Annotated in this window: 21 protein-coding genes; 8 read left to right on the top strand and 13 right to left on the bottom strand. The window is 40.1% G+C overall.

Annotation, left to right across the window (positions count from 1 at the left end; genetic code table 11):
• Nucleotides 1–57: 57 nt before the first annotated feature.
• Nucleotides 58–1,353, bottom strand: a complete 1,296-nt coding sequence (gene pepB, locus ABX891_RS05405) for an aminopeptidase PepB (RefSeq protein ID WP_354629050.1) — start codon at nt 1,351–1,353, stop codon at nt 58–60.
• Nucleotides 1,354–1,476: 123 nt separating this feature from the next.
• Here pepB and sfsA point away from each other — a divergent pair, with 123 nt between their 5' ends.
• The 8 genes from sfsA (at nt 1,477) to ABX891_RS05365 (ending at nt 7,905) form a co-directional block, all read left to right on the top strand.
• Complete coding sequence (gene sfsA, locus ABX891_RS05400; protein WP_354629049.1) at nt 1,477–2,196, top strand: DNA/RNA nuclease SfsA; 720 nt, start codon at nt 1,477–1,479, stop codon at nt 2,194–2,196.
• A gap of 307 nt (nt 2,197–2,503) precedes the next feature.
• Nucleotides 2,504–2,947, top strand: a complete 444-nt coding sequence (gene dksA, locus ABX891_RS05395) for an RNA polymerase-binding protein DksA (protein WP_002962671.1) — start codon at nt 2,504–2,506, stop codon at nt 2,945–2,947.
• Between the two features lie 20 nt (nt 2,948–2,967).
• Entirely contained in the window at nt 2,968–3,912 is a 945-nt protein-coding gene (gene gluQRS / locus ABX891_RS05390) for a tRNA glutamyl-Q(34) synthetase GluQRS (protein WP_354629048.1), read from the top strand.
• A 78-nt stretch (nt 3,913–3,990) separates the two neighbouring features.
• Entirely contained in the window at nt 3,991–5,472 is a 1,482-nt protein-coding gene (pcnB, locus tag ABX891_RS05385; protein ID WP_206013271.1) for a polynucleotide adenylyltransferase PcnB, read from the top strand.
• Between the two features lie 4 nt (nt 5,473–5,476).
• On the top strand, nt 5,477–5,962 hold the full coding sequence (gene folK / locus ABX891_RS05380; RefSeq protein WP_002962677.1) for a 2-amino-4-hydroxy-6-hydroxymethyldihydropteridine diphosphokinase: 486 nt from the start codon (nt 5,477–5,479) through the stop codon (nt 5,960–5,962).
• A gap of 30 nt (nt 5,963–5,992) precedes the next feature.
• The gene (panB, locus tag ABX891_RS05375; RefSeq protein WP_002962679.1) at nt 5,993–6,787 is read left to right on the top strand and encodes a 3-methyl-2-oxobutanoate hydroxymethyltransferase; all 795 of its coding nucleotides are present in this window, start codon (nt 5,993–5,995) and stop codon (nt 6,785–6,787) included.
• Nucleotides 6,787–7,635, top strand: coding sequence for a pantoate--beta-alanine ligase (gene panC, locus ABX891_RS05370; RefSeq protein WP_138489570.1), 849 nt, complete (start codon nt 6,787–6,789; stop codon nt 7,633–7,635). Before panB ends, panC begins: the two co-directional genes overlap by 1 nt.
• Nucleotides 7,636–7,668: 33 nt before the next feature.
• Nucleotides 7,669–7,905 carry a hypothetical protein gene (locus tag ABX891_RS05365; protein ID WP_165744073.1) on the top strand — a complete coding sequence of 79 codons (237 nt, stop codon included), beginning with the start codon at nt 7,669–7,671 and terminating at the stop codon, nt 7,903–7,905.
• Nucleotides 7,906–8,138: 233 nt separating this feature from the next.
• Here ABX891_RS05365 and ABX891_RS05360 read toward each other — a convergent pair whose 3' ends face one another.
• From ABX891_RS05360 to ABX891_RS05305, 12 genes are all read right to left on the bottom strand, one after another.
• Nucleotides 8,139–9,107, bottom strand: coding sequence for a PstS family phosphate ABC transporter substrate-binding protein (locus ABX891_RS05360; protein WP_039490403.1), 969 nt, complete (start codon nt 9,105–9,107; stop codon nt 8,139–8,141).
• Between the two features lie 115 nt (nt 9,108–9,222).
• A complete protein-coding gene (phoR, locus tag ABX891_RS05355) occupies nt 9,223–10,530 on the bottom strand; it encodes a phosphate regulon sensor histidine kinase PhoR (RefSeq protein WP_354629047.1) in 1,308 nt (435 codons plus the stop codon).
• Nucleotides 10,531–10,595: 65 nt separating this feature from the next.
• Nucleotides 10,596–11,285, bottom strand: a complete 690-nt coding sequence (gene phoB, locus ABX891_RS05350; protein ID WP_006791869.1) for a phosphate regulon transcriptional regulator PhoB — start codon at nt 11,283–11,285, stop codon at nt 10,596–10,598.
• A gap of 726 nt (nt 11,286–12,011) precedes the next feature.
• The gene (gene fba, locus ABX891_RS05345; RefSeq protein WP_002961523.1) at nt 12,012–13,076 is read right to left on the bottom strand and encodes a class II fructose-bisphosphate aldolase; all 1,065 of its coding nucleotides are present in this window, start codon (nt 13,074–13,076) and stop codon (nt 12,012–12,014) included.
• A gap of 201 nt (nt 13,077–13,277) precedes the next feature.
• Nucleotides 13,278–14,453: a phosphoglycerate kinase gene (locus tag ABX891_RS05340; protein ID WP_354629046.1), complete on the bottom strand. Its 1,176-nt coding sequence runs from the start codon at nt 14,451–14,453 to the stop codon at nt 13,278–13,280.
• 64 nt (nt 14,454–14,517) lie between these two features.
• Entirely contained in the window at nt 14,518–15,534 is a 1,017-nt protein-coding gene (epd, locus tag ABX891_RS05335) for an erythrose-4-phosphate dehydrogenase (RefSeq protein ID WP_007587176.1), read from the bottom strand.
• A 178-nt stretch (nt 15,535–15,712) separates the two neighbouring features.
• Nucleotides 15,713–16,375 (bottom strand): peroxiredoxin-like family protein, encoded by a 663-nt coding sequence (locus ABX891_RS05330; protein WP_182711872.1) that lies wholly within the window; start codon nt 16,373–16,375, stop codon nt 15,713–15,715.
• Nucleotides 16,376–16,454: 79 nt separating this feature from the next.
• On the bottom strand, nt 16,455–17,183 hold the full coding sequence (locus ABX891_RS05325; RefSeq protein ID WP_182748897.1) for an SIMPL domain-containing protein: 729 nt from the start codon (nt 17,181–17,183) through the stop codon (nt 16,455–16,457).
• A gap of 138 nt (nt 17,184–17,321) precedes the next feature.
• Entirely contained in the window at nt 17,322–17,945 is a 624-nt protein-coding gene (locus ABX891_RS05320; RefSeq protein WP_354629045.1) for a 3'-5' exonuclease, read from the bottom strand.
• A 15-nt stretch (nt 17,946–17,960) separates the two neighbouring features.
• Nucleotides 17,961–19,799: a DUF294 nucleotidyltransferase-like domain-containing protein gene (locus ABX891_RS05315; RefSeq protein ID WP_354629044.1), complete on the bottom strand. Its 1,839-nt coding sequence runs from the start codon at nt 19,797–19,799 to the stop codon at nt 17,961–17,963.
• A gap of 123 nt (nt 19,800–19,922) precedes the next feature.
• Nucleotides 19,923–21,647, bottom strand: a complete 1,725-nt coding sequence (locus ABX891_RS05310) for a sodium:solute symporter family protein (RefSeq protein WP_354629043.1) — start codon at nt 21,645–21,647, stop codon at nt 19,923–19,925.
• 10 nt (nt 21,648–21,657) lie between these two features.
• A complete protein-coding gene (locus ABX891_RS05305) occupies nt 21,658–21,921 on the bottom strand; it encodes a DUF4212 domain-containing protein (RefSeq protein ID WP_002961535.1) in 264 nt (87 codons plus the stop codon).
• Between the last annotated feature and the right edge of the window lie 173 nt (nt 21,922–22,094).

The raw sequence follows: 22,094 nt of genomic DNA, 5'->3' as shown, positions 1-22,094 counted from the left end.
AAAAATAGGCACCCAAAGGTGCCTATTTTTAGTGTAAAAAGCATAATTTAGTAAATATTATGCTTTTTCTTGTAGGGTACGAGCAACCGTACGCATACCTTGAGTTGTTGCGCCCGCTGCCCATTGGCTTGTACTGCCCATGTTAAAAGCAGCAGCTAAATCTATGTGCACCCAGCCTTTGCCATCGTTTGGCACAAAGCGTGATAAAAAGCCTGCAGCATTCGATGCACCGCCGTAACCGCCACCCTTTTGTGCACGGCTATTTGCCGTATCAGCATAAGGAGATGGGCAGTTTTGTTGATGCCATTTTTCAAGAGGAAGTGGCCAAGCAGCTTCCATTTCTTGAGATGCAAAACTTTCAACTTCACGTGCAAGTTCTTTATCAAGTGCAAATAATGCATTGTACTCTTGGCCAACAGCAACAAGCGCTGCTCCAGTTAGTGTTGCTGCATCAATGATAAGTGGAGCGCCAGTCTCTCCTGCGGCCATTAAGCCATCAGCAAGTACTAAGCGACCTTCAGCATCCGTGTTTACAATTTCAACTGTTGTGCCATTTTTGTAAGTAAGAATGTCACCTAATTTGTATGCATGACCCGAAATTAAGTTCTCAGCACAACATAAAAACAGCTTAATACGTTTTTCAATACCACGGTTAATAGCCAATGCTAAACCTGCTGTTACTGTTGCAGCGCCGCCCATGTCGCACTTCATACCAAGCATACCTTCGCTTGATTTAATTGAGTAACCACCTGAGTCAAACGTAATACCTTTACCTACAAGCGCAGCACTTACTGGTGCATTTTCGTCGCCTGTTGGGTTGTAATCAAGCTCAAGCAATACTGGTGGACGAACACTACCGCGACCAACTGCATGAATACCAATCCACTGTTGTTCTAGTAACGCATCACCTTTAATAATTTGGTAACTTACATGCTCAGGCACTAATGATTGAATAAACTCAGCCGCTTTTTCAGCAAGGCTTTCAGGGTAAATGTCATCGGCAGTCCCGTTAACCATTTCACGTGCCCAAATTGCTGACGTTTTTAAGTGAGCAAGTTCTTTAATATCTGATTGTGCGTTATCAACAAACTCAACACCATTTAACGATTTTGGTGTTACAAAGCCTTGATAAAAAGCCCACTGGCTTTCTGTACACCAAGCATCGCCTGCTAATTCAACATTTTTAACGCCTTGGCTTGCAATAGTACGGCCTGCTTTTTGAACATTTTTTAATGTGTCTTGCTCTGATAAATGAACAGTTGCACCGCGCTCGTTAAAAGACAATGACGCATTATCGCCCCAATGACTCGCTGCTGCTTGTTCGCTTAGTTGAACAACAAATTTTTCACTCATGTTAGAATTCCCTTGCACTTAAATGTGCCACCGAGTTTACTATAGAGCGCTTAAGTTCCCAACAGCTTGAGATAAATAACATAAATCACACTGCTGAGCAGTGTTTACGCTTTGGAAGTTATTATGAAGTACACGCCAGCGCTGCAACCTGCCACCTTATTAAAACGCTACAAACGCTTTTTAGCTGATTTACAATTAAGTGATGGCAGCGAATTTACCGCACATTGTGCAAATACAGGTAAAATGACGGGATGCGCTGAGCCAGGCTTTACTGCTTTTTATTCAACGAGCGATAACGCAAAACGAAAATACCCGCATTCATTAGAGCTTACGCAAAATAACTTATCGCAGCTTATTTGTGTAAATACAGCGGTGGCTAATAAAGTAGTAGAAGAAGCAATAAACAATAATGTCATAAGCGAGCTACTCGACTACAGTCAATTGCAAAGCGAAGTTAAGTACGGCAGCGAAAACAGTCGTATCGACTTTTTACTCACAGACGAAAATAAGCCCGATTGCTATGTAGAAGTTAAGTCAGTCACATTATTAAGCGAAGATGCACCACAAAGCGGGCAAGGCTACTTTCCTGATGCGCAAACACTGCGTGGACAAAAACATATCCGCGAACTAATAGAAATGATCGAACAAGGCCACCGAGCAGTATTACTGTTCGCTGTTTTACATGAAGGAATAAATACCGCAAGTGCAGCTGCGCATATTGATAAAAAATACGCCACGTTATTAAACCAAGCAATAATAGCCGGTGTTGAAGTATTAGCATACAAAGCCAAAATTTCAGCTAATGGAGTCTTACTTCATAAAAGAATAGCATTTATAGAATAGTGTAAGAAACCAAGGGATTGAACTAAGCGTAATTTACAAAGCACCCTAATTATAGAAAGTGGTAAAAAGTGAATTATAAAAATTAACTTGTTTTTAAAGCTTTTGCCCATATAACAAGGCAAGTTTTAGAAAGCGAATATGTGAATTAATTAAAAGTGTAAATAAACTATTAATACACTTTTTACTCAGTAAGCATGGTTGAAGCTAATTCGATTAATTAAAAATAAATTTGCCTAGGATATAAGATTCTGTTATTTATACCGCCGGCTAATGCTGAGGCATTAAATTAAGGATTTAGGAGAGAGTTATGCCAGACCAAAAGAAACATGGTTTATTGGCTCAAGCCGGTTTAGAACCATACCAAGAAAAACCAGGCGAAGAGTACATGAATGATGCACAACGTGCTCATTTTAGAGCAATTTTAGAGACTTGGCGTAACGATTTACGTAACGAAGTTGATCGTACTAAATCGCACATGCAAGACGAAGCTGCTAACTTTCCTGACCCAGTTGACCGCGCTGCACAAGAAGAAGAATTCTCTTTAGAACTTCGTACTCGTGACCGCGAACGTAAATTAATCAAAAAAATTGAAAAAACAATTAATTTGATTAAAGAAGATGATTTTGGCTTTTGTGAGTCTTGTGGCATCGAAATTGGCATACGTCGCTTAGAAGCACGTCCTACTGCCGATTTATGCGTAGACTGTAAAACACTTGCAGAAATCAAAGAAAAGCAATCTGGACGCGGCTAATTAAAACTTATTAGTTAGTTATGTCTCCTACAGCCGTTACTGCGCCTATGCGTAAATATCGCGGTCGTTTTGCACCGTCTCCTTCTGGGCCATTACATTTTGGCTCACTTGTAGCGGCTGTGGGTAGTTATCTAGATGCAAAAGCTAATCAAGGAAAATGGTTAGTTCGTATAGAAGACATTGACACTACGCGCGTGGTTAAAAACGCCGACTCCGATATTCTAAATACCTTACAAGCCTACGCCCTTTACTGGGATGAACCTGTTGTATATCAAACGCAGCGTCTGTCTTTATATCAAGATATTACCCACTCACTTTTAGAGCAAAACCTTGTTTATGGCTGCACCTGTACTCGCAAGCAAATAAAAGCTATTGGCGGTATTTATCAGGGGCATTGCAAAGCACTTAATCATCATACTCAATCCAGCGCACTTCGTTTAGTTCAGCAACATCCAACGACCCAATATAGTGATTTAATTCAAGGTGATATATCTGTAAATAGTGCATTATCCCACGAAGATTACTTAATTAAACGCAGTGACGGTTTATTTGCATATCAACTTGTTGTGGTCGTCGATGATATCGATCAAAGGATAAATCGAATCGTAAGAGGCGCAGATTTAATTGAACCAACAGCTCGGCAAATTAGTTTGTTTAAACAACTCGACAGCCCCGTACCTGAATTTGCTCATTTACCTTTAGCGGTTGCCAAACCCGGTTTTAAACTATCTAAACAAAATTATGCCCCCGCCATTTGTAAACAAAATCCAAAGCCTGCTTTACTTAGCGCTTTTGAATTTTTAGGGCTACCTGTTATAGCTGATTTAAGCGACTTAAATATAGAACAATTAATCGATTGGGGAATTAAAAACTTTAGCTTAAAACAGGTCCCCCAAGTATCCGAAATACAAATTTCTCAACATCCACATAGCCAGAAAGTTCAATTTACACATTTAAGTAAATAAAATAGCTAAAAACGGCTTAATTTCAACACATCAACTTAATTTTTAAACCCTGCTGGTATATGATAGCCGCCTAAATATATGCTAATTACGTCAAACAGCTTGTACTGGGTTATAACCGCCCTATTTGCTGTAACTTTTGATTGCGATGCAGAGTCAATCACACCTTCTAGGAGACAGACTATTATTTCCAAGCTTTTTCAATTTTGCCGACAAATAATCGGCCCGAATACAAGTGCACAAAGCGCTTCTGTAAGCAGTGAACCTATTGTTGTCACTCGTGGTGAGCATGGTATTTCTCGCAAACAATTTAGCCCAAATGCAATCAAAGTATTATACCGCTTAAAAGACGGTGGCTACGATGCCTACCTTGTTGGTGGTTGTATTCGCGATATATTGTTAGGCCAACAGCCAAAAGATTTTGACGTAGTTACTAATGCAACTCCAGATCAGGTAAAAAAACTATTTAGAAACTGTCGCCTGATAGGTCGTCGCTTTCGTCTAGCACACATTGTATTTGGCCGTGAAATTATCGAAGTGGCAACAATGCGTGGCCACCACGAAGCGCAAGAAGACAAAAATCAAATAAGCCAATCAAGCAATGAAGGTCAACTACTACGTGATAACGTATTTGGCAGTATTGAAGAAGATGCAGAGCGCCGCGACTTTTCAATCAACGCACTTTATTACTCAATTAAAGATTTTAGTATTCACGATTACGCCAACGGCTTAGCGGCAATTAAAGCTAAACAAATCGAGCTTATTGGCGATCCTGAAACGCGTTACCGCGAAGACCCTGTTCGTATGTTACGTGCAGTACGTTTTGCCACTAAGCTTGATATGAGCATTGCGCCTAAAAGTGAAAAGCCAATTAGCGAGCTTGCAAGCTTGCTTGATAACATTCCGCCAGCTCGTTTATTTGAAGAAATTCTTAAACTGTTTTTAAACGGCAAGGCCGAAGCTAACTTTTTAATGCTGCGTAAATACGGCTTATTCCGCTCACTTTTTCCTGAACTTGATAAAATTTTAGATAAAAACCCAAGTGGCTTAGAGCACACGCTTATTCAGCAAATGTTTCAAAATACCGACAAGCGTATTAATGCCGATAAAAAAGTAACACCGGCGTTTATTTTTGCAGCCCTACTTTGGTTCCCACTGCTTGAGCGCACTAAAAAAATTCAAAGCCAAGAGCAATTATCTGAATACGATGCTTTCGCACAAGCAATGAATAAAGTACTAAGCGATAATTCACAGCATATAGCTGTTCCTAAGCGCTTTACTTTAGGTGCTCGCGATATTTGGCATATTCAGCACCGCTTAGATAAACGTGCTGGCCAACGTGCATACAGGCTAACGCAACAGCCTCGCTTTAAAGCCGCTTACGACTTTTTATTATTACGCGTAGATGCAGGCGAAACTCAGCATACAGAGCTTGCTCAGTGGTGGACACAATACTTAAGTAAAGATATAAACGGCCAAAAAGAGATGGTTAAAAGCTTAGGCCATCAAGGTGGTCCTAAGCCGCGAAAGCGCCGTCGTCCTACTAAAAAGCCAACTGAGTAATAACATGCATTGTGTTTATTTGGGTTTAGGTGCCAACCTAAACTCACCAAAAGAGCAGCTTGATAACGCGATAATTGCGCTTAAAAAGCTGCCTAATTGTGAATTTGTAAACGTATCGCATTACTATGCAAGTAAGCCTATGGGCCCACAAGATCAACCAGACTATATCAATGCCGTAGCCTGTATTAAAACGACCCTTGATCCAGAGCAATTACTTGATTTAACACAAAGTATTGAGCTTGAGCATGGTCGAGTAAGAAAAGCTGAGCGTTGGGGTCCACGCACACTTGATATCGATACCCTATTATTTGATGATCAAATTATAAATACGGCGCGCTTAACCGTGCCTCATTATGGTTTGAGTGATCGCGAGTTTGTGGTTTACCCACTATTAGAGCTTGCACCTGAACTTATTTTACCTAGCGGCATTGCATTAAAAACCATTGCAAATAACTTACCGCTCAACGACTTACAACAATTACCTCTGTAATTAACCTAGGCTTTTGCCTGCGAGGATATTATGTCTAAAATAACCGTTTCTACTTTAAATAAAATGAAAGCAGAAAATAACAAAATTACTGCATTAACAGCCTACGACGCTAGTTTTGCAAAGTTATTTCATGATAACGGCGTTGAAGTTATTTTAGTGGGCGACTCATTGGGCATGGTACTACAAGGCGGCGATGACACCCTTGGCGTAACAAATCAAGATATTGCATATCATACCCGCTGTGTACGCGCTGGTAGCCGCGAATTATTTGTAATTGCTGACTTACCTTTTATGACCTACTCAAGCGTTAGTGATACCTGTAAAAATGCAGCTGAGCTTATGCGCGCTGGCGCAAACATGATTAAACTTGAAGGCGGAGAGTGGCTTTACGAGAGCATTAAAGCACTCACTCAACAAGGTATCCCAGTTTGCGGGCATTTAGGCCTTACACCACAGTCAGTTCATGTATTTGGTGGCTTTAAAATACAAGGTCGCGAAGAAGATAAAGCACAAAAAATGATTGATGATGCGAAAGCACTTGAAGCTGCTGGCGCGCAATTATTAGTACTTGAGTGTATTCCAAGTGCCCTGGCAAAACGCATTACAGACGCTCTAAGTATCCCAACTATTGGTATTGGTGCTGGCAGCTTAACTGACGGCCAAATACTGGTAATGCATGACCTGGTTGGTATTTCGGCAGGTTACATTCCTAAATTTTCTAAAAACTTTTTGCTCGAAACAGGCAATATGCCTGCTGCCGTTCAAAAGTATTGTACAGATGTTAAAAGTGGCGCATTTCCAAGCGCTGAACATGAGTTTAAATAATGCAATCAATAACTGAAATCAGATCGTTACGTAGTCAAATTAAAGCATGGCGCCAAGCAGGTCTTAGCGTGGCGCTTGTGCCAACAATGGGCAACTTGCACCGTGGGCATTTTTCGCTAGTAGAAAAAGCAAAAAACTTGGCCGACAAAGTCGTTGTAAGTATTTTTGTAAACCCAATGCAATTTGGCGCTAACGAAGATTTAGATAACTATCCTCGTACGCTAAACGAAGACAAACAAGGCCTTGCTGAACTAGGCACTGATATTGTATTTACCCCAAGCGTAGAAACAATCTATCCTAACGGACTAGGTGCACAAAGCTTTGTAGATGTACCTGACATTTCATTAGGCTATTGCGGTGGCTCACGTCCAGGTCACTTTAGAGGCGTTGCAACAATCGTAACTAAGTTATTTAACTTAGTTCAACCAGATTACGCCTGCTTTGGTGAAAAAGATTTTCAGCAACTACAAGTAATTAAAACCATGGCACGCGACTTATCAATTCCGGTTGAAGTTATTGGTGTACCTACAATGCGAGAAGTTTCTGGCCTTGCTATGAGCTCACGTAATGGTTACTTATCTGATGATCAAAAAGCGACTGCAACCGTATTATTTAAAGCGCTTAATACGTGCGCTGAGCAACTTAAAAGTGGCGAAAAAGACTTCGTAAAACTTGAAAGCTTAGCTAAACAAAGTTTAGAGCAAGCAGGCCTAAAACCAGACTATTTTGAGATTGCTCAACGAGATACATTAAAAACTGCTACAATCGAAGATACTCAATTTGTTATTTTAGCCGCAGCCTATTTTGGTGGTGTTAGATTGATCGACAATATCCAAGTCGAAATTTAATATTATTGCGACTCCATTTTAAGGATAAGAAGCATGCACACTTTAATAAAAACAAGCGTAGTCGCCCTTACTTTTGCACTATTGGCAGGTTGTCAAAACCAAGTTGAAAACCCTGAAATGAATCAGTGTGCTCAACAAAACTACCAGTGTGAAACTAGTTGTGAACAGCAAACAACTGCTGAAGGCTTAAAGCAACAAGTATGCTCTGGAAAATGTGTTGAGAGCTATAATCAATGTAAAGCACAAGCCGAAAAATTAGGTAATATTTAATTCCTAAAAGTTTTTAGTTTTAGGCACAAAAAAACCGCTCAATGAGCGGTTTTTTATTGCTTATAGTTTATCATACCAATTTTATTAAAAACATGACCATCCTAGCGTATTAAATAACTCACTAACTACGTTAAAAATTATTTATATAGAACAACTATGTATCATAATTTTAGCCTTGTTATTGCGCTATTTTCTTATCGCTATAATAACTCACTAATTTAATGCAATTGGTATTAGTTCAAACCAAGCTTTTTAAGTTCTGTTTTTACTAGCTTTGCAGAAAGTGGTACATAACCATCTTTTTCTACAATTTGCTGACCATCTTTTGAAAGTACCATTTTTAAGAATTGCGCTTCCATTGGAGACAACGGCTTGTTTGGGTGCTTATTCACGTAAAGGTATAAAAAGCGAGATAATGGATATTTGCCTTGTGCAACGTTATCAAGTGTTGCATCAACAAAGTTATCGCCTTTTTTAGCTAGCGGTACTGTACGTACGCCTGATGTTTTATAACCTATACCTGAGTAACCAATTGCATTTAATGAAGATGAAATTGACTGTACTACTGATGCAGAACCCGGTTGCTCATTTACGTTATTACGGAAATCACCTTTACAAAGTGCTTTCTTTTTAAAGTAACCATACGTACCTGATACTGAGTTGCGTCCGTAAAGTTGCACATCTTTAGCTGCCCAATCACCTGTTAGACCAACATCGCTCCAACGGTTAACTTGCTCAGGTGCGCCACATTTACGAGTAGATGAAAATATAGCATCTACTTGGTCAATACGAAGACCTTCAATTGGGTTATCTTTATGTACAAATACAGCAAGTGCATCAATAGCTACGCGAACTTCTGTTGGCTTATAACCGTAACGTTTTTCGAACGCTTCGATTTCTTTAGATTTCATTTTACGGCTCATTGGACCCAGGTTAGCTGTACCTTCGGTAAGTGCCGGTGGAGCAGTAGAAGAACCTGCTGCTTGAATCTGAATATTTACATTTGGGTAAATACGTTTGTACTCTTCAGCCCAAAACGTCATCATGTTGGCTAAAGTGTCAGAACCTACTGATGAAAAGTTGCCTGAAACACCACTAATTTTTTGATACTCAGGAATATTTTGGTCTAGAGCAACTGCTTGTGCAGATACGAAAGTTGTAACAGCCACACCCATTGCGGCAACTAAGTTTTTAAATTTCATGTAGAGTTCTCCGGTTTGTTCGTTCCATTTTCTAACTGCTGCCCACTCTAAAGTGAGTACATGACAGTTACATTACTCTTAAATGACACTTTTATGACTTGACCTATTAGCTTAATTATTTAGTCAGCGAAACTATCTTATCTATTGAAAATTCAAAAGAAAAACACGATCCTTTGTTAACTTCACTGCTAATATTTAATTTACTATCATGGCGAGTTAACACATGTTTTGTTATAGCGAGCCCTAAGCCTGAGCCACCTGTTGTTCTACTGCGAGCTTTATCAACACGATAAAAACGCTCAGTTAATCGGTTAATATGCTCAGGCGCAATACCATCACCATTATCGGTAACACTAAAACACGCTTTATTGTTTTTGCGCTGCCAGCATACTTCTACTTTACCGCCTGGTTTTGTGTAATGAATCGCGTTGAATACTAAATTAGAAAACGCACTACGCAGTTCATCCTCAGAGCCTTTAATATCAAGGGTTTTATCAATATCAAAAATAAGTTCGTGGCCTTTGTCTTGATTAATTGAGTTTGCTTCAGTGTGAATATAACCAAGTAATTGCGGCACATTTATAGCTTTATCGTTATCTTGGCGCCGTGCACCTTCAATACGCGAAAGCGATAATAATTGGCTGACTAAACTATCCATGCGCTTACATTGTTCAAGCATAGTATTTTGCGCTTTGTTCCACATTGCTGGCGGCGGCATCATGTCGCCATCCATCATCTCAAGATACCCTGTAACCACGGTAAGCGGTGTACGTAGTTCATGCGACACATTGGCTACAAAGTCTTTACGCATTTGTTCTAGCTGTTTTAAGCGCGTTACATCACGTACCACAACCATAAGTTGCGTGCTTGCATACGGCATTACCCTAAACTCAAGCACCTGCTCAATACTATGACCGTTATCCAGCTCAAGCGCGTCATCAAATTCGCCTTTGTGCATGTATTTAGCAAACTTCGGTTCGCGAATTAAATTATCAAGGCGCTGACCATGATCCGTAGGCCACTGCAAACCGAGCACTTTAAGGGCTAATTGATTACACCACACAATACTTAAATCGTTTTGCAGTACCACAACCGCATCAGGTACCGCTTCAGCCCCATCGCGAAAGCGACGAATTAAATCTGCAAGCTCATTACGTTTTTTACGATTACGATGCTGGAGATGATAAATACCTTCGAACACTTGCTCCCATGCACCCTCACCCTCTGGCGGATTAAAGCTGCGTTGATTAAGTAGCCAATCGCTCAAACGATAAAGTTGATGGTAGTGCCAAATAAGGAGGGAAAAAGATCCTAAAAATAAAAGCAAAAATGGCGCGCCAACCAGCACACCAATTAATAGTAAGGGTAAAAAATAGATAAACAGGCGCTTTACTAACGCCTGCTTATTAACAACTCGATACATACACTCACTTTACCTTAGAGTAGTAATACATGCGTATTTTACACATTAGCTAAGCTTTAAGCTGATCACAGCTTACTTGAAAAACGATACCCAGCGCCACGTACTGTTTGCACCAAACGGTCATGTCCAAGTGGGCCAATTGCTTTACGCAGGCGACGAATGTGAACATCAACAGTGCGATCTTCTACGTAAACGTTAGTTCCCCACACATGATCAAGCAGTTGTTCACGGCTATAAACACGCTCTGGGTGAGTCATAAAAAAGTGCAGTAATCTAAATTCGGTTGGCCCCATATCAAGCTCGTTACCTTCTGAGGTAACACGATGAGAAATAGGGTCTAAACGCAGGCCATGTACTTCAATAGCTTCTTCTAATGAGGTTGGCGATACACGGCGAATAACCGCTTTAATACGTGCCATAAGCTCTTTAGGAGAAAACGGCTTGGTGACGTAATCATCTGCACCTACTTCAAGGCCGCGTACTTTGTCTTCTTCTTCGCCGCGAGCTGTAAGCATAATAATTGGGATTTGGCGGGTGTGTTCGTTTTGCTTAAACTTTTTAGCAATTTGAATACCGCTTCCACCTGGTAACATCCAATCAAGTAAAACCATATCTGGGTAAGGTTCAACCATAGCTGCAATAGCAGAGTCGTAATCTTCTGCTTCAATTGCTTGAAATCCATTTTGCTCTAAAACAAAAACCAACATCTCCCTGATAGGAGCTTCGTCATCTACGACTAGTACTTTACGTGACATTCCAATTTATCTCTTACGCTATCGAATTAGTTTTCATTATTATGACTAAGTATGACATTTTTATGAAAGTGTAACGTGTAAATTAAAATGGTGGTAAAAAAAACACAAATTAGTGACAAAAAACCTCATTAACGTCATATTTTTAAAGCCTTCTTAATATTTAACGTAATAAAAAGAGATTTACGATAAATTTATGTAATAGCTAACTTTTTAAAATTATCTTTTTTGTATCGCTATTTAAACCACTAAACAATATTAAACTAGCTGGGATCATTATTTTACTAACCAAGACATTTTTACAGATCGATCGTTTAAAAAGTAGCTTTAAAGCCCTTTTAAAATCAACAAACCCGCCTGTGTAACAAACAATACGCTCAAAAATAGATCTAAATTTTACTAAGCTCCAAATAAAGGATCAGATTTTTACCAAGCCGATCAACCCTCAGATCAGAGTTGTACCTAGTCAAAGCCATAAGTTGTTGATTGTTTATACAAATAAATAACGATCAAATTATCTCAGAACCCATATATAGCATTAAAGTGTATTTGGCTTAGTAAAGTAATGATCCGAAAAAGGCTGTGTTAGTAAATGCGTGATCCCAAAATTCCGCGTTGGTAATGCAGTGATCTGATCAAAAAACCGTAATCTGTAATATAAAAAGGGCTGACATTAAAAAAGCCAGCAACAAAGTTACTGGCTTAAATAAGCAATTATAAATTGATCTATTATCTAATCTTAGGGTCTAGTTCGCCGCTTAAGTATTTAAGGTGCATTTCATCAAGTGAAATTGGCTTAATTTTACTAGCCTGACCAGAAGTACCAAACGAGTTATAGCGTGCAACGCAAATCTCTGTCATTGCTTTTGTAGCTTCAGCTAGGTATTTACGTGGATCAAAGTTAGATGGGTTAAGCGCCATATGACGGCGAATTGCACCGGTAGATGCTAAACGTAAATCGGTATCAATATTTACCTTGCGAACACCAAACTTAATGCCTTCAACAATCTGCTCAACTGGCACACCATAAGTTTCTGGAATTTCGCCACCGTACTGATTAATAATTTCTAACCATTCTTGAGGAACTGAAGATGAGCCATGCATCACTAAGTGCGTGTTAGGAATACGGGCATGAATCGCTTTAATGCGATCAATCGCTAAAATGTCATCTGTTGGTGGGCGAGTAAATTTATAAGCACCGTGTGAAGTACCACAAGCAATTGCAAGTGCATCAACGTGTGTTTTATTTACAAAATCAGCCGCTTCTTCAGGGTCTGTTAGCATTTGATCAGTTGTTAATAACCCTTCTGCGCCAACGCCATCTTCTTCGCCAGCTTCACCTGTTTCAAGTGAACCAAGTACACCTAGCTCGCCTTCAACCGATACGCCACAGGCATGCGCCATCGCAACAGTTTCGCGCGTTACTTCTACATTGTATTCGTAGCTTGAAGGGGTTTTTCCGTCGCTCATTAACGAGCCATCCATCATTACTGATGAAAAACCAAGCTGAATTGAACGCTGACACACACCTGGCGATGTGCCGTGATCTTGATGCATTACAACTGGGATATGTGGCCATTCTTCAACGGCTGCTAAAATCATATGACGAATAAATGGAGCACCAGCATAAGCACGTGCACCAGCTGATCCCTGAACGATTACTGGGCTGTTTGTTTTGTCAGCCGCTTCCATTATTGCGCGCATTTGCTCTTGATTGTTAACATTAAAAGCAGGTACGCCGTAACCATGCTCTGCTGCATGATCTAAAAGTTGTCGCATACTGATTAAAGCCATTGGGTATTCTCCAATTTATCGACAGTAGTTCCCTACCATCTAGTTTGAACGGATGTGTTAGTTTGGCGTTATAACAACGCCACGAAAAACCACTGCTTTGCAGTAATATTCCGTCTAAATTAACGACTAAATTAGGGTGAGAGGTATTTAGTAATTAATTGTCGGTGAGGGCTATTACCCCCTCACCTTACGCCACTAAAATTACTTAGCGCGCGACTCTAGCATTTCAACTGCTGGAAGTTTTTTGCCTTCTAAAAACTCTAAGAACGCACCACCACCAGTAGAAATATAAGATACTTTATCGGCAATGCCGTATTTATCGATTGCGGCTAAGGTATCACCACCACCGGCGATTGAAAACGCATTTGAGTTAGCAATTGCTTGTGCAATAGCACGAGTACCATTACCAAACTGGTCAAACTCGAACACGCCAACTGGGCCATTCCATACAACAGTGCCTGCATTTGCAATAATTTTTGCAAGCTTGCTCGCTGTATCAGGGCCAATATCAAAAATCATATCATTGCTTGTTACTTCGCTTACATCTTTAAGCGTAGCTACAGCAGATTCAGAAAACTCATTACCAACTACTACGTCAGTCGGTACCGGAATTTCACCATTATTAGCAATCGCTGCTGCACATAAACGGTTCGCTTCTTCCATTAAATCAGGTTCGTAAAGCGATTTACCAACAGGGCTACCTGATGCAGCAATAAAGGTATTTGCAATACCGCCGCCGGTAACTAATTGGTCAACAATTTTAGAAAGTGAATCTAAAACGGTGAGCTTAGTAGATACTTTAGAACCACCAACAATCGCCACTAATGGACGAGCTGGATTATCAAGTGCTTTGCCTAACGCTTCGAGCTCAGCCGATAACAGCGGACCTGCACATGCAACATCGGCAAATAAGCCAACGCCATGGGTAGATGCTTGTGCACGGTGAGCCGTACCAAATGCATCCATTACATATACATCACACAGTGCAGCTAGTTGCTTAGATAACGCTTCGTCGTTTTTCTTCTCGCCTTTGTTAAAGCGCACATTTTCAAAAACAACCACTTCGTTATCAGCAATATCAACACCGTTTAGATAATCTTTTTCTAAACGTACAGTTTGCTCTAGGGCATCGTTTAAGTAATTAGCTACAGGTGTAAGCGAAAACGCTTCATCGTATTCCCCTTCCGTAGGACGGCCAAGGTGTGACATAACCATTACTTTAGCGCCTTTTTCAAGGGCTAGTTTAATAGTAGGTAGTGCTGCACGAATACGCGCATCTGACGTCACTTTACCTGCTTTAACTGGTACATTTAAATCTTCACGAATTAATACGCGTTTGCCGTTTAAATCTAAATCTGCCATTTTTATGACCGACATGAACATCTCCTTAGTTAACGATACTGAACCTGAAAAATACGTTTAAAATTATTATATTAATAAATTACTTATTCACTGCCATCATAGCACGCGCTGTGTCGAGCATACGATTAGCAAAACCCCATTCGTTATCACACCATACTAATAACTTTATCAGTCGTTTGTGACTAACACGTGTTTGTGTGCCATCAATAATACAAGAATGTGGGTCGTGATTAAAATCAACCGATACAAGCGGCTCTTCGGTATAACTTAAAATACCTTCTAAGCGGTCTTTTGCTTGTGCTTTAAGTGCATTATTTACTGCATTTAAATCTACATCGGTATTAACCGTTACACTTAAATCCATTGCCGTTACATTTATAGTAGGTACACGTACGGCGATGGCTTCAAAACGGCCTTTAAATTTAGGTAAAATACGGTCTATACCACGGGCGAGCTTTGTATCAACTGGAATAATTGATTGGCTTGCAGCACGAGTACGGCGTAAATCATGATGATAACCATCAATCACTTGTTGATCGTTCATCGACGCATGAATAGTTGTAATAGCGCCCGACTCAATACCAAATGCATCATCTAATACTTTAATAACTGGCACAACACAGTTAGTTGTGCACGAGCCGTTAGACACAATTGTGTGCTCGTTTTTAAGCTCATCGTCGTTAATGCCATACACAATCGTTGCATCAACATCGTTATCAGCCGGATGCGAAAACAACACCTTTTTAGCACCTGCGGTAATATGTAACTGCGCATGTTCACGCGAGTGGTAAACACCCGTACATTCAAGTACAACGTCTACATCGAGCGTTTGCCAAGGTAATTCAATTGGGTTTTCTTCACAAAAAAGTGCAATGGTATCGCCTGCAACACTAATGGTGTCTTCACCAAGTTTTACAGGAAAAGAAAAACGACCGTGGGATGTGTCGTATTTTAATAAATGAGCAATAGCTTCAGGATCAGCAAGTTCGTTAATCGCAACAATTTTTATATCGTCGCTCAAACCAGACTCGTATAACGCGCGGACAATATTTCGACCAATACGACCAAAACCATTAATTGCAAGTTTGATTGCCATGAAATATAAAATCCACTCTTTTAGCGTGCAGATAAAGGCAATACGCCTTTTAGATGTCTGTATTGTAATCGACCTTGCATCTGATTATAAGAGGGAAGCATTAGAAACTTTAAATTAACGTTGAAGAGCTTAGGCATTGCAAGCTCTTCAAGGGGTCTGACTTTTAAAATTAAGTTTTTTATACTAAATTTTTCAAAGCGTTAATTATATCTTCTGGCTCAGAACGAGTACGATAATCAACATCAACATAACGCCAAGTCACTTTACCTTGTTTATCTAAAACAAAGGTGGCAGGGATCGGTAAAACACTACTATTGCCATTGTTAACCGACTCTAAATCTAGGCCTCGGTCTACTCGCATATGCTCGAGTAAAAATGTGGGCACTTGCCATGCTACGCCGTAGCTTGCTGCTACATCGGCATTTTGATCACTCAGCACTAAAAAATCCATGTTACTTATATCGCTTTCGCTCATTGAGCCATCGGGTACTTGCGGGCTAATAGCTACCAGCTGCGCACCTAAAGCATGAATTTCAGGTAAACGTGACTGCAGTGCTTTCAGTTGTAAATTACAGTACGGACACCAACTTCCACGATAAAAAGTAATAACCACAGGTCCGTGTGCAAGTAGTTCTTCTAATAAAACTTGCTCACCTTTTTGATTCGGCAGCTCAAAGCGTGGGGCACTTTGAGCTAAATTAAGTGCATTTGCACCCTCTTGAAAGGATTTTGCTTGAGCAATACTTTCATCAACACCTTTCATAAAATCAGGATTACCTTTTCGCCCAGCGGCTACTTTTGCCTCGGTTTGTGCTTTTAATGTGTTGCTTTCATCGCTCATAGTATCGCTACCTTCAAATTAATCAAAAACTTAAAGCCAGCTTACATTATGAAAATGTATTTGAAATGAAAATTTTAACTTAATCATTTACTTCTAAATCAAACACCACGTTTATTGATGATTTAAAGCTTACCGTTTGTTGTAGATAATTTTTGCGAGCTTTAGGAAAAGAATCGCTTATTGGATTTACTCTATCTATTTTTTTAACCGCTGCACCAAAACCACTGTAAACACTTTTTTGAGTTGAGCTAATAGTGCGTACTTCACCCACTTTTGTATCAAAGGAGTTAGCAAGCATATTTGCTTTTTCTTTTGCGTTATTAAGTGCTTGTTGTGTAGCTTGTGCTTGTAACAGCTCAGCTTTTGAAGATAAAAACTCAGTACTTTGAATCGCATTTACTTTTAAATTCAATAAAAAATCACTTAAATCATTCACTCTTTCAATATTTTTTAGTGTTACTTCAAAAATCCTTATAGCTGCGTATTCAGCGGGAGCCTGATGCCCTGTTTCAATGTAATCCATACCCGTTTTTTCAACTTTAACACTTGAGGCGACTACATCATCGGCAGTTATTTCAAATTGACTTAGTCCGTCAATTAGTAAATTAACTTTATTATCAAGATCGTTCTTAGCTGCTAAAGGTTCGTTTTTAATACTTATAATTTGAAATAGTATTTTAGCTATATCAGGAACGGCAAGCACCTCTGCAGTCCCTTGAACCGAAATTTGACGGCTTGTAGGTAAGCCTGAATTAGCAAAAGTGATGAGTGGGAATAAGGTTAAGAAAATGGCAGTGATGAGTTTCATGATCGTCCTTGAAGTGATTAGTTAGATAATGATTACGTAACTGTACCTATAGTTATACGGATAACAATAAAAGTAAACTGCTCTTTATTGTAGGCGGGAGTTTATCTCGCGCGGCATAAAGCCCCGCCTTCAGCCAACCTACATCAACTCGCCTACTTTTAACTCTTTGCCACGGCTTATTTGATGACACTGGGCTAGCAGTAACTCGGCAGTGGCTTGTGCATCGGTCAGTGCATGATGGCAATGATAGCTTGGTAACTCATAACGTGTGCGGCAAGCATTAAGGGTTAAATCATCTTGTTTTATTTCAGTTGAATGATGGAGTAAGCGCTTTTGCTCAATATGCAGTGTGTCGAGTATCAGTTTAGGCCGTATAGTTATATTGGCATTTTTAAGCGCTATTTTTAAAAACCCCCAGTCGAGCATGGCATTATGAAACACTAAAATACAGTCGCTAAAATGGTTACTTAATTGCATTAATATACTGTTTAGGCTTAGCCCCTTTGCTATAGCATCATCGCTAATCCCATGAAAAACAGGACTTTGCTCAAGGCTTTTTACGTCTTTATTTATAAGGTGCTGCGACTCGCTCATTTTTATACATTGGTTATCTATTACCACCCACGCTACCGATACAATTTCGTGCTGTTTTGCATCAAGGCCAGTTAGCTCTAAATCAATCACCAAATAACGTTGTTGTAAGGCATTTTTGCCTAGTAATTTACGGCGCTTTAAATACCGAGTGAGCAGCTTTTTTACCATGTTAGTAATCCATCATTATAAACTGCCGCGAGCAAACTTAAACGCAGCGGCTTGCTGCGCTTGTTTAACAAGATAAAACGCTTCTTTTAGTTGATGGCGCTCTAGTGAGTTTAATTTATTAGGATTAATACAATTACTCGGTAAGCCCTCTTCGTTTATTTGTGTACTCAAGCGCTGCTGCGTTAAGAACCGCCAGCAGTCTTTTAGGTTGTATATATCTTCTTTGCTGATCAGTTTATGTTTTAGTAGTGCGTCCAACCGCTCTTGCGTGTTGGCGCGCCTAATACCCGCTTTTAAAGCGTATAACCGCACTATGTCATTTATAATTACGACACCGCGTTTTTTTAAATCTATGTATTTATTATTTTGATCTGTTTTTTCTGTTTTAAATTTATTAAATAAACCAATTGGCACGCTGTTGCTGCTTATGTCGGTTGCCATTGCGGCATAGAATAAGTCGTTACGCGATATACGAATTAGTTGCTCGCAAAAAGCCGTGTATAAAGCGTTTGAACCTTCAATAAATCGCAGGTCAAAAAATATCTTACAGTTAAGCATTGCATTGGGTGTGGGGCTTTTTATCCATTTAAAAAAGCGCTCGCTCCAGTCGTTTACGCTCATACGGCACTCATCACTGCTTGCCATAATATTACCTGGGCAACGCCTAATGCCGCACTCAACTAAATTCTCGCATACAAACTCGCCCATACTTTTAAAGTAAGCGTGTTGCTCGGTGGTTAAGTCGTTAGGGAGTAATAAGCCGTTATCTTGATCTGAATGCAGGGTTTGTTCTTCGCGTGCTTGCGAGCCAAAGCAAATAAAACTAAAGCTGGTTGGCGCTGTGCCATGCTCTTCTTGAAATAAGTGAATCAGGCGCGATGTAAGCGCATCGGTTAAACCACTGAGTAATTTACCAATTAGCGATATGTCGTCAATGTTGTACGAAAAACTACGCAAAAGTTCGGGAATTTCTTTAGCGTAGCGTTTTAAATCAGTAACAGTGTGCGCTTTATATATGCGCCCAATAAGCTGTACGGGGTCACTTTTTTGTTGGCGCAGTAAATCGGTGCTGGTTATCATCCCTATCGGGTTATGGTTTTCGTCAAGCACGGGCAAATGGTGAATATTGTATTTAAGCATTAAGTGCAGCGCCGAAAACACCCGGTTATTTTCAAATATAAACTTAGGTTTTGCGGTCATAATACTGCTTACTGCGTCTTGTGGATCTACCTCGTCGGCAAGTACTCGGTTGCGTAAATCGCGGTCGGTCACAACCCCTACTAAGTGCGCGTGCTGCGTTATCATTATTGACGATACGCCATGCTCTTTCATTTTTTTAGCGCTTTGCCTAATACTTGCATCGGGCGTAAGCGTAATTGCTGTGCGCGTCATCAGCTCTGATATTTTACGTTCAGACCAGCTATCGTTTTTACTTTTATAATGCGATGACAACAACCGGTTAGCATGAGCGCGTACAAAGTATTGCTCAAACGATTTATATTCTCTGCGTAAAAAATCAAAGTGCGTTTGAGAGAGCATATACACTATCCCCTCTTTTTGTACTTCTAACCTATTTTGAATTGCCTCACCGGTTAATAGCGACGGAAAACCAAAATAGTCACCTTGCGCTAAGCGCGTAACAACATCGCCCTTGCCATCAACGAGGTCGTACAAACCAGAGCGAATTAAAAATAGTTTAGGGTTTTCACTTTGTAACCACTGAGTTTGGTTTTCGCGGGTAAGGTAAATAATATCAAGATGATTTACAAAGTATTCGCATGCGCTGCTATCAAGCATAGTAAAAGGCGCTTGCAAACAAACGTATTGGGCTATTTCTTGTTGTTCTACACTCATTGTATTCGCTCTTTAAATGGTGATGTACCAATCTAATGTACTTATTTATTAAACAAATAAAAAGCCCGACTAAAGTCGGGCTTTGGGTGCTTTATATTTTTTTACTATATCTATAAATGTTGCCTAGTGATCGTGCGCTTCAGCTGACCCTTTAGGGTTACGAATACCTTCTACCATTTCTTGAATTTCAATAGGTGTAGCTTGAGTAAATTTAAGAACAACTGCAGCAACTGCAAAGTTAATAATCATACCAATTAAGCCAATACCTTCAGGCGAAATACCTAAAAACCAATGTTCAGGATTATTAAGCTCAGGGCTTACAAACTTGAAGAAGATGATATACGCAGCGGTAAAGCCAATACCCGTTACCATGCCTGCAATTGCGCCCTCTCGGTTCATTGTTTTAGAGAATATACCCATAATAATTGCTGGGAAGAAACTCGCTGCCGCCAAGCCGAATGCAAATGCCACTACCGATGCCACAAATCCAGGCGGGTTAATACCAAAGTATGCGGAGATAACAATAGCGACCATGGCTGCCAACCTCGCTGCAAGTAACTCTTGCTTGTCGGTAATATCGGGCTTGAGGGTTCGCTTGAGTAAATCGTGCGAAACGGAGGTCGAAATAACCAGTAGTAAACCTGCTGTTGTAGACAGTGCAGCGGCAATACCACCGGCAGCTACAAGTGCGATTACCCATGCTGGTAAATTAGCAATTTCTGGATTTGCTAATACCATAATGTCGCGGTCTACATTTACTTCGTTAGCACTGTTCGGATCGGTGATTTTACCCGCCGTGTAGAACATTTTGCCATCGCCGTTTTTATCATCAAATGTAATTAAACCTGTGCGTTCCCAGTTTTTAATCCATCCTGGTGCTTCTGCGTAAGCTGTACCGCTACCGTCTTTACCATTAATAGTATCAACCATGTTTACGCGAGCAAAGGCTGCAACCGCAGGTGCTGTAGTATAAACAATCGCGATGAACACAAGAGTCCATGCAGCAGAAATACGTGTGTCTTTTACGCGAGGTACAGTGAAAAAGCGTACAATTACATGTGGTAAACCAGCAGTACCTACCATTAACGCACCAGTAATAGCAAATACGTCAATCATGCTCTTAGAGCCTTCGGTATATTGCGCAAAACCAAGTTCAGCGCTTAAGCCATCTAATTTATCAAGTACGTACACGCCGTCGCTGCCAATTAGTGTGGCACCAAAACCGGTTTGTGGGAAGAAGTGACCCGTCATCATCATCGAGATAAAAATGGCTGGTACAAGGTAGGCAAATACAAGTACACAATACTGCGCTACTTGTGTGTAGGTAATGCCTTTCATGCCGCCAAGTACCGCATAAAAGAATACAATCACCATACCAATGTAAACACCGGTTTCAATTTCTACTTCTAAAAATCGTGAAAATACCACGCCTACGCCACGCATTTGCCCTGCTATATAAGTGAAACAAATGAATATGGCACAAAAAATAGCAACTAAACGCGCGGTACGTGAATAGTAACGGTCGCCAATAAAGTCTGGCACAGTAAACTTGCCGAATTTACGTAAGTAAGGCGCTAAACACATGGCTAATAGTACATAACCACCTGTCCACCCCATTAAGTAAACACTGCCATCGTAACCTGCAAACGAAATAATACCCGCCATTGAAATAAACGACGCGGCGCTCATCCAATCGGCAGCTGTTGCCATACCATTAGCAAGAGGAGGTACGCCGCCGCCCGCTACATAAAACTCTTTGGTTGAACCCGCTCGGGCCCATATTGCTATGCCGATATAAAGCGCAAAGCTTAAACCAACAATTAAAAACGTGAGTGTTTGAACATCCATTGCTGAGCTCCTATTCGTCTACGCCGTATTTTTTATCTAACGTATTCATTTTGAAAACGTACACAAAAATCAAAGCAACAAAGGTATAAATCGCGCCTTGCTGGGCGAACCAGAAGCCAAGTTTAAACCCAAAAAAACGTACTTCATTAAGTACATCAACCAGTAATATGCCAAAGCCAAAAGACACGACAAACCACACTGCTAACAGTTTAAATAACAGCGAAATGTTTTCTGCCCAATAAGCTTTTGCTTGTTCTTCATCTTTAAAAGCCATTTTTGTTTTCCCCTTTAAGCACCGCAATATCGCGATGAGTGGTTTTTTATCTTCGCTTACCAATTTAGCAACGCTGGTTACATATTGAATTGAGACCATAGTCGTAACAGCTTATTAACGTTTACGTAAACTGTATTTATCATTCAAGCGTGTTTTATATATTTTTATATTAT

The organism is Pseudoalteromonas sp. NCIMB 1079, assembly GCF_040567695.1.
GTDB lineage: Bacteria > Pseudomonadota > Gammaproteobacteria > Enterobacterales > Alteromonadaceae > Pseudoalteromonas > Pseudoalteromonas distincta.
The sequence above is the reverse complement of the archived record's forward strand: the minus strand, read 5'-3'. Positions and strand labels throughout refer to the sequence as shown.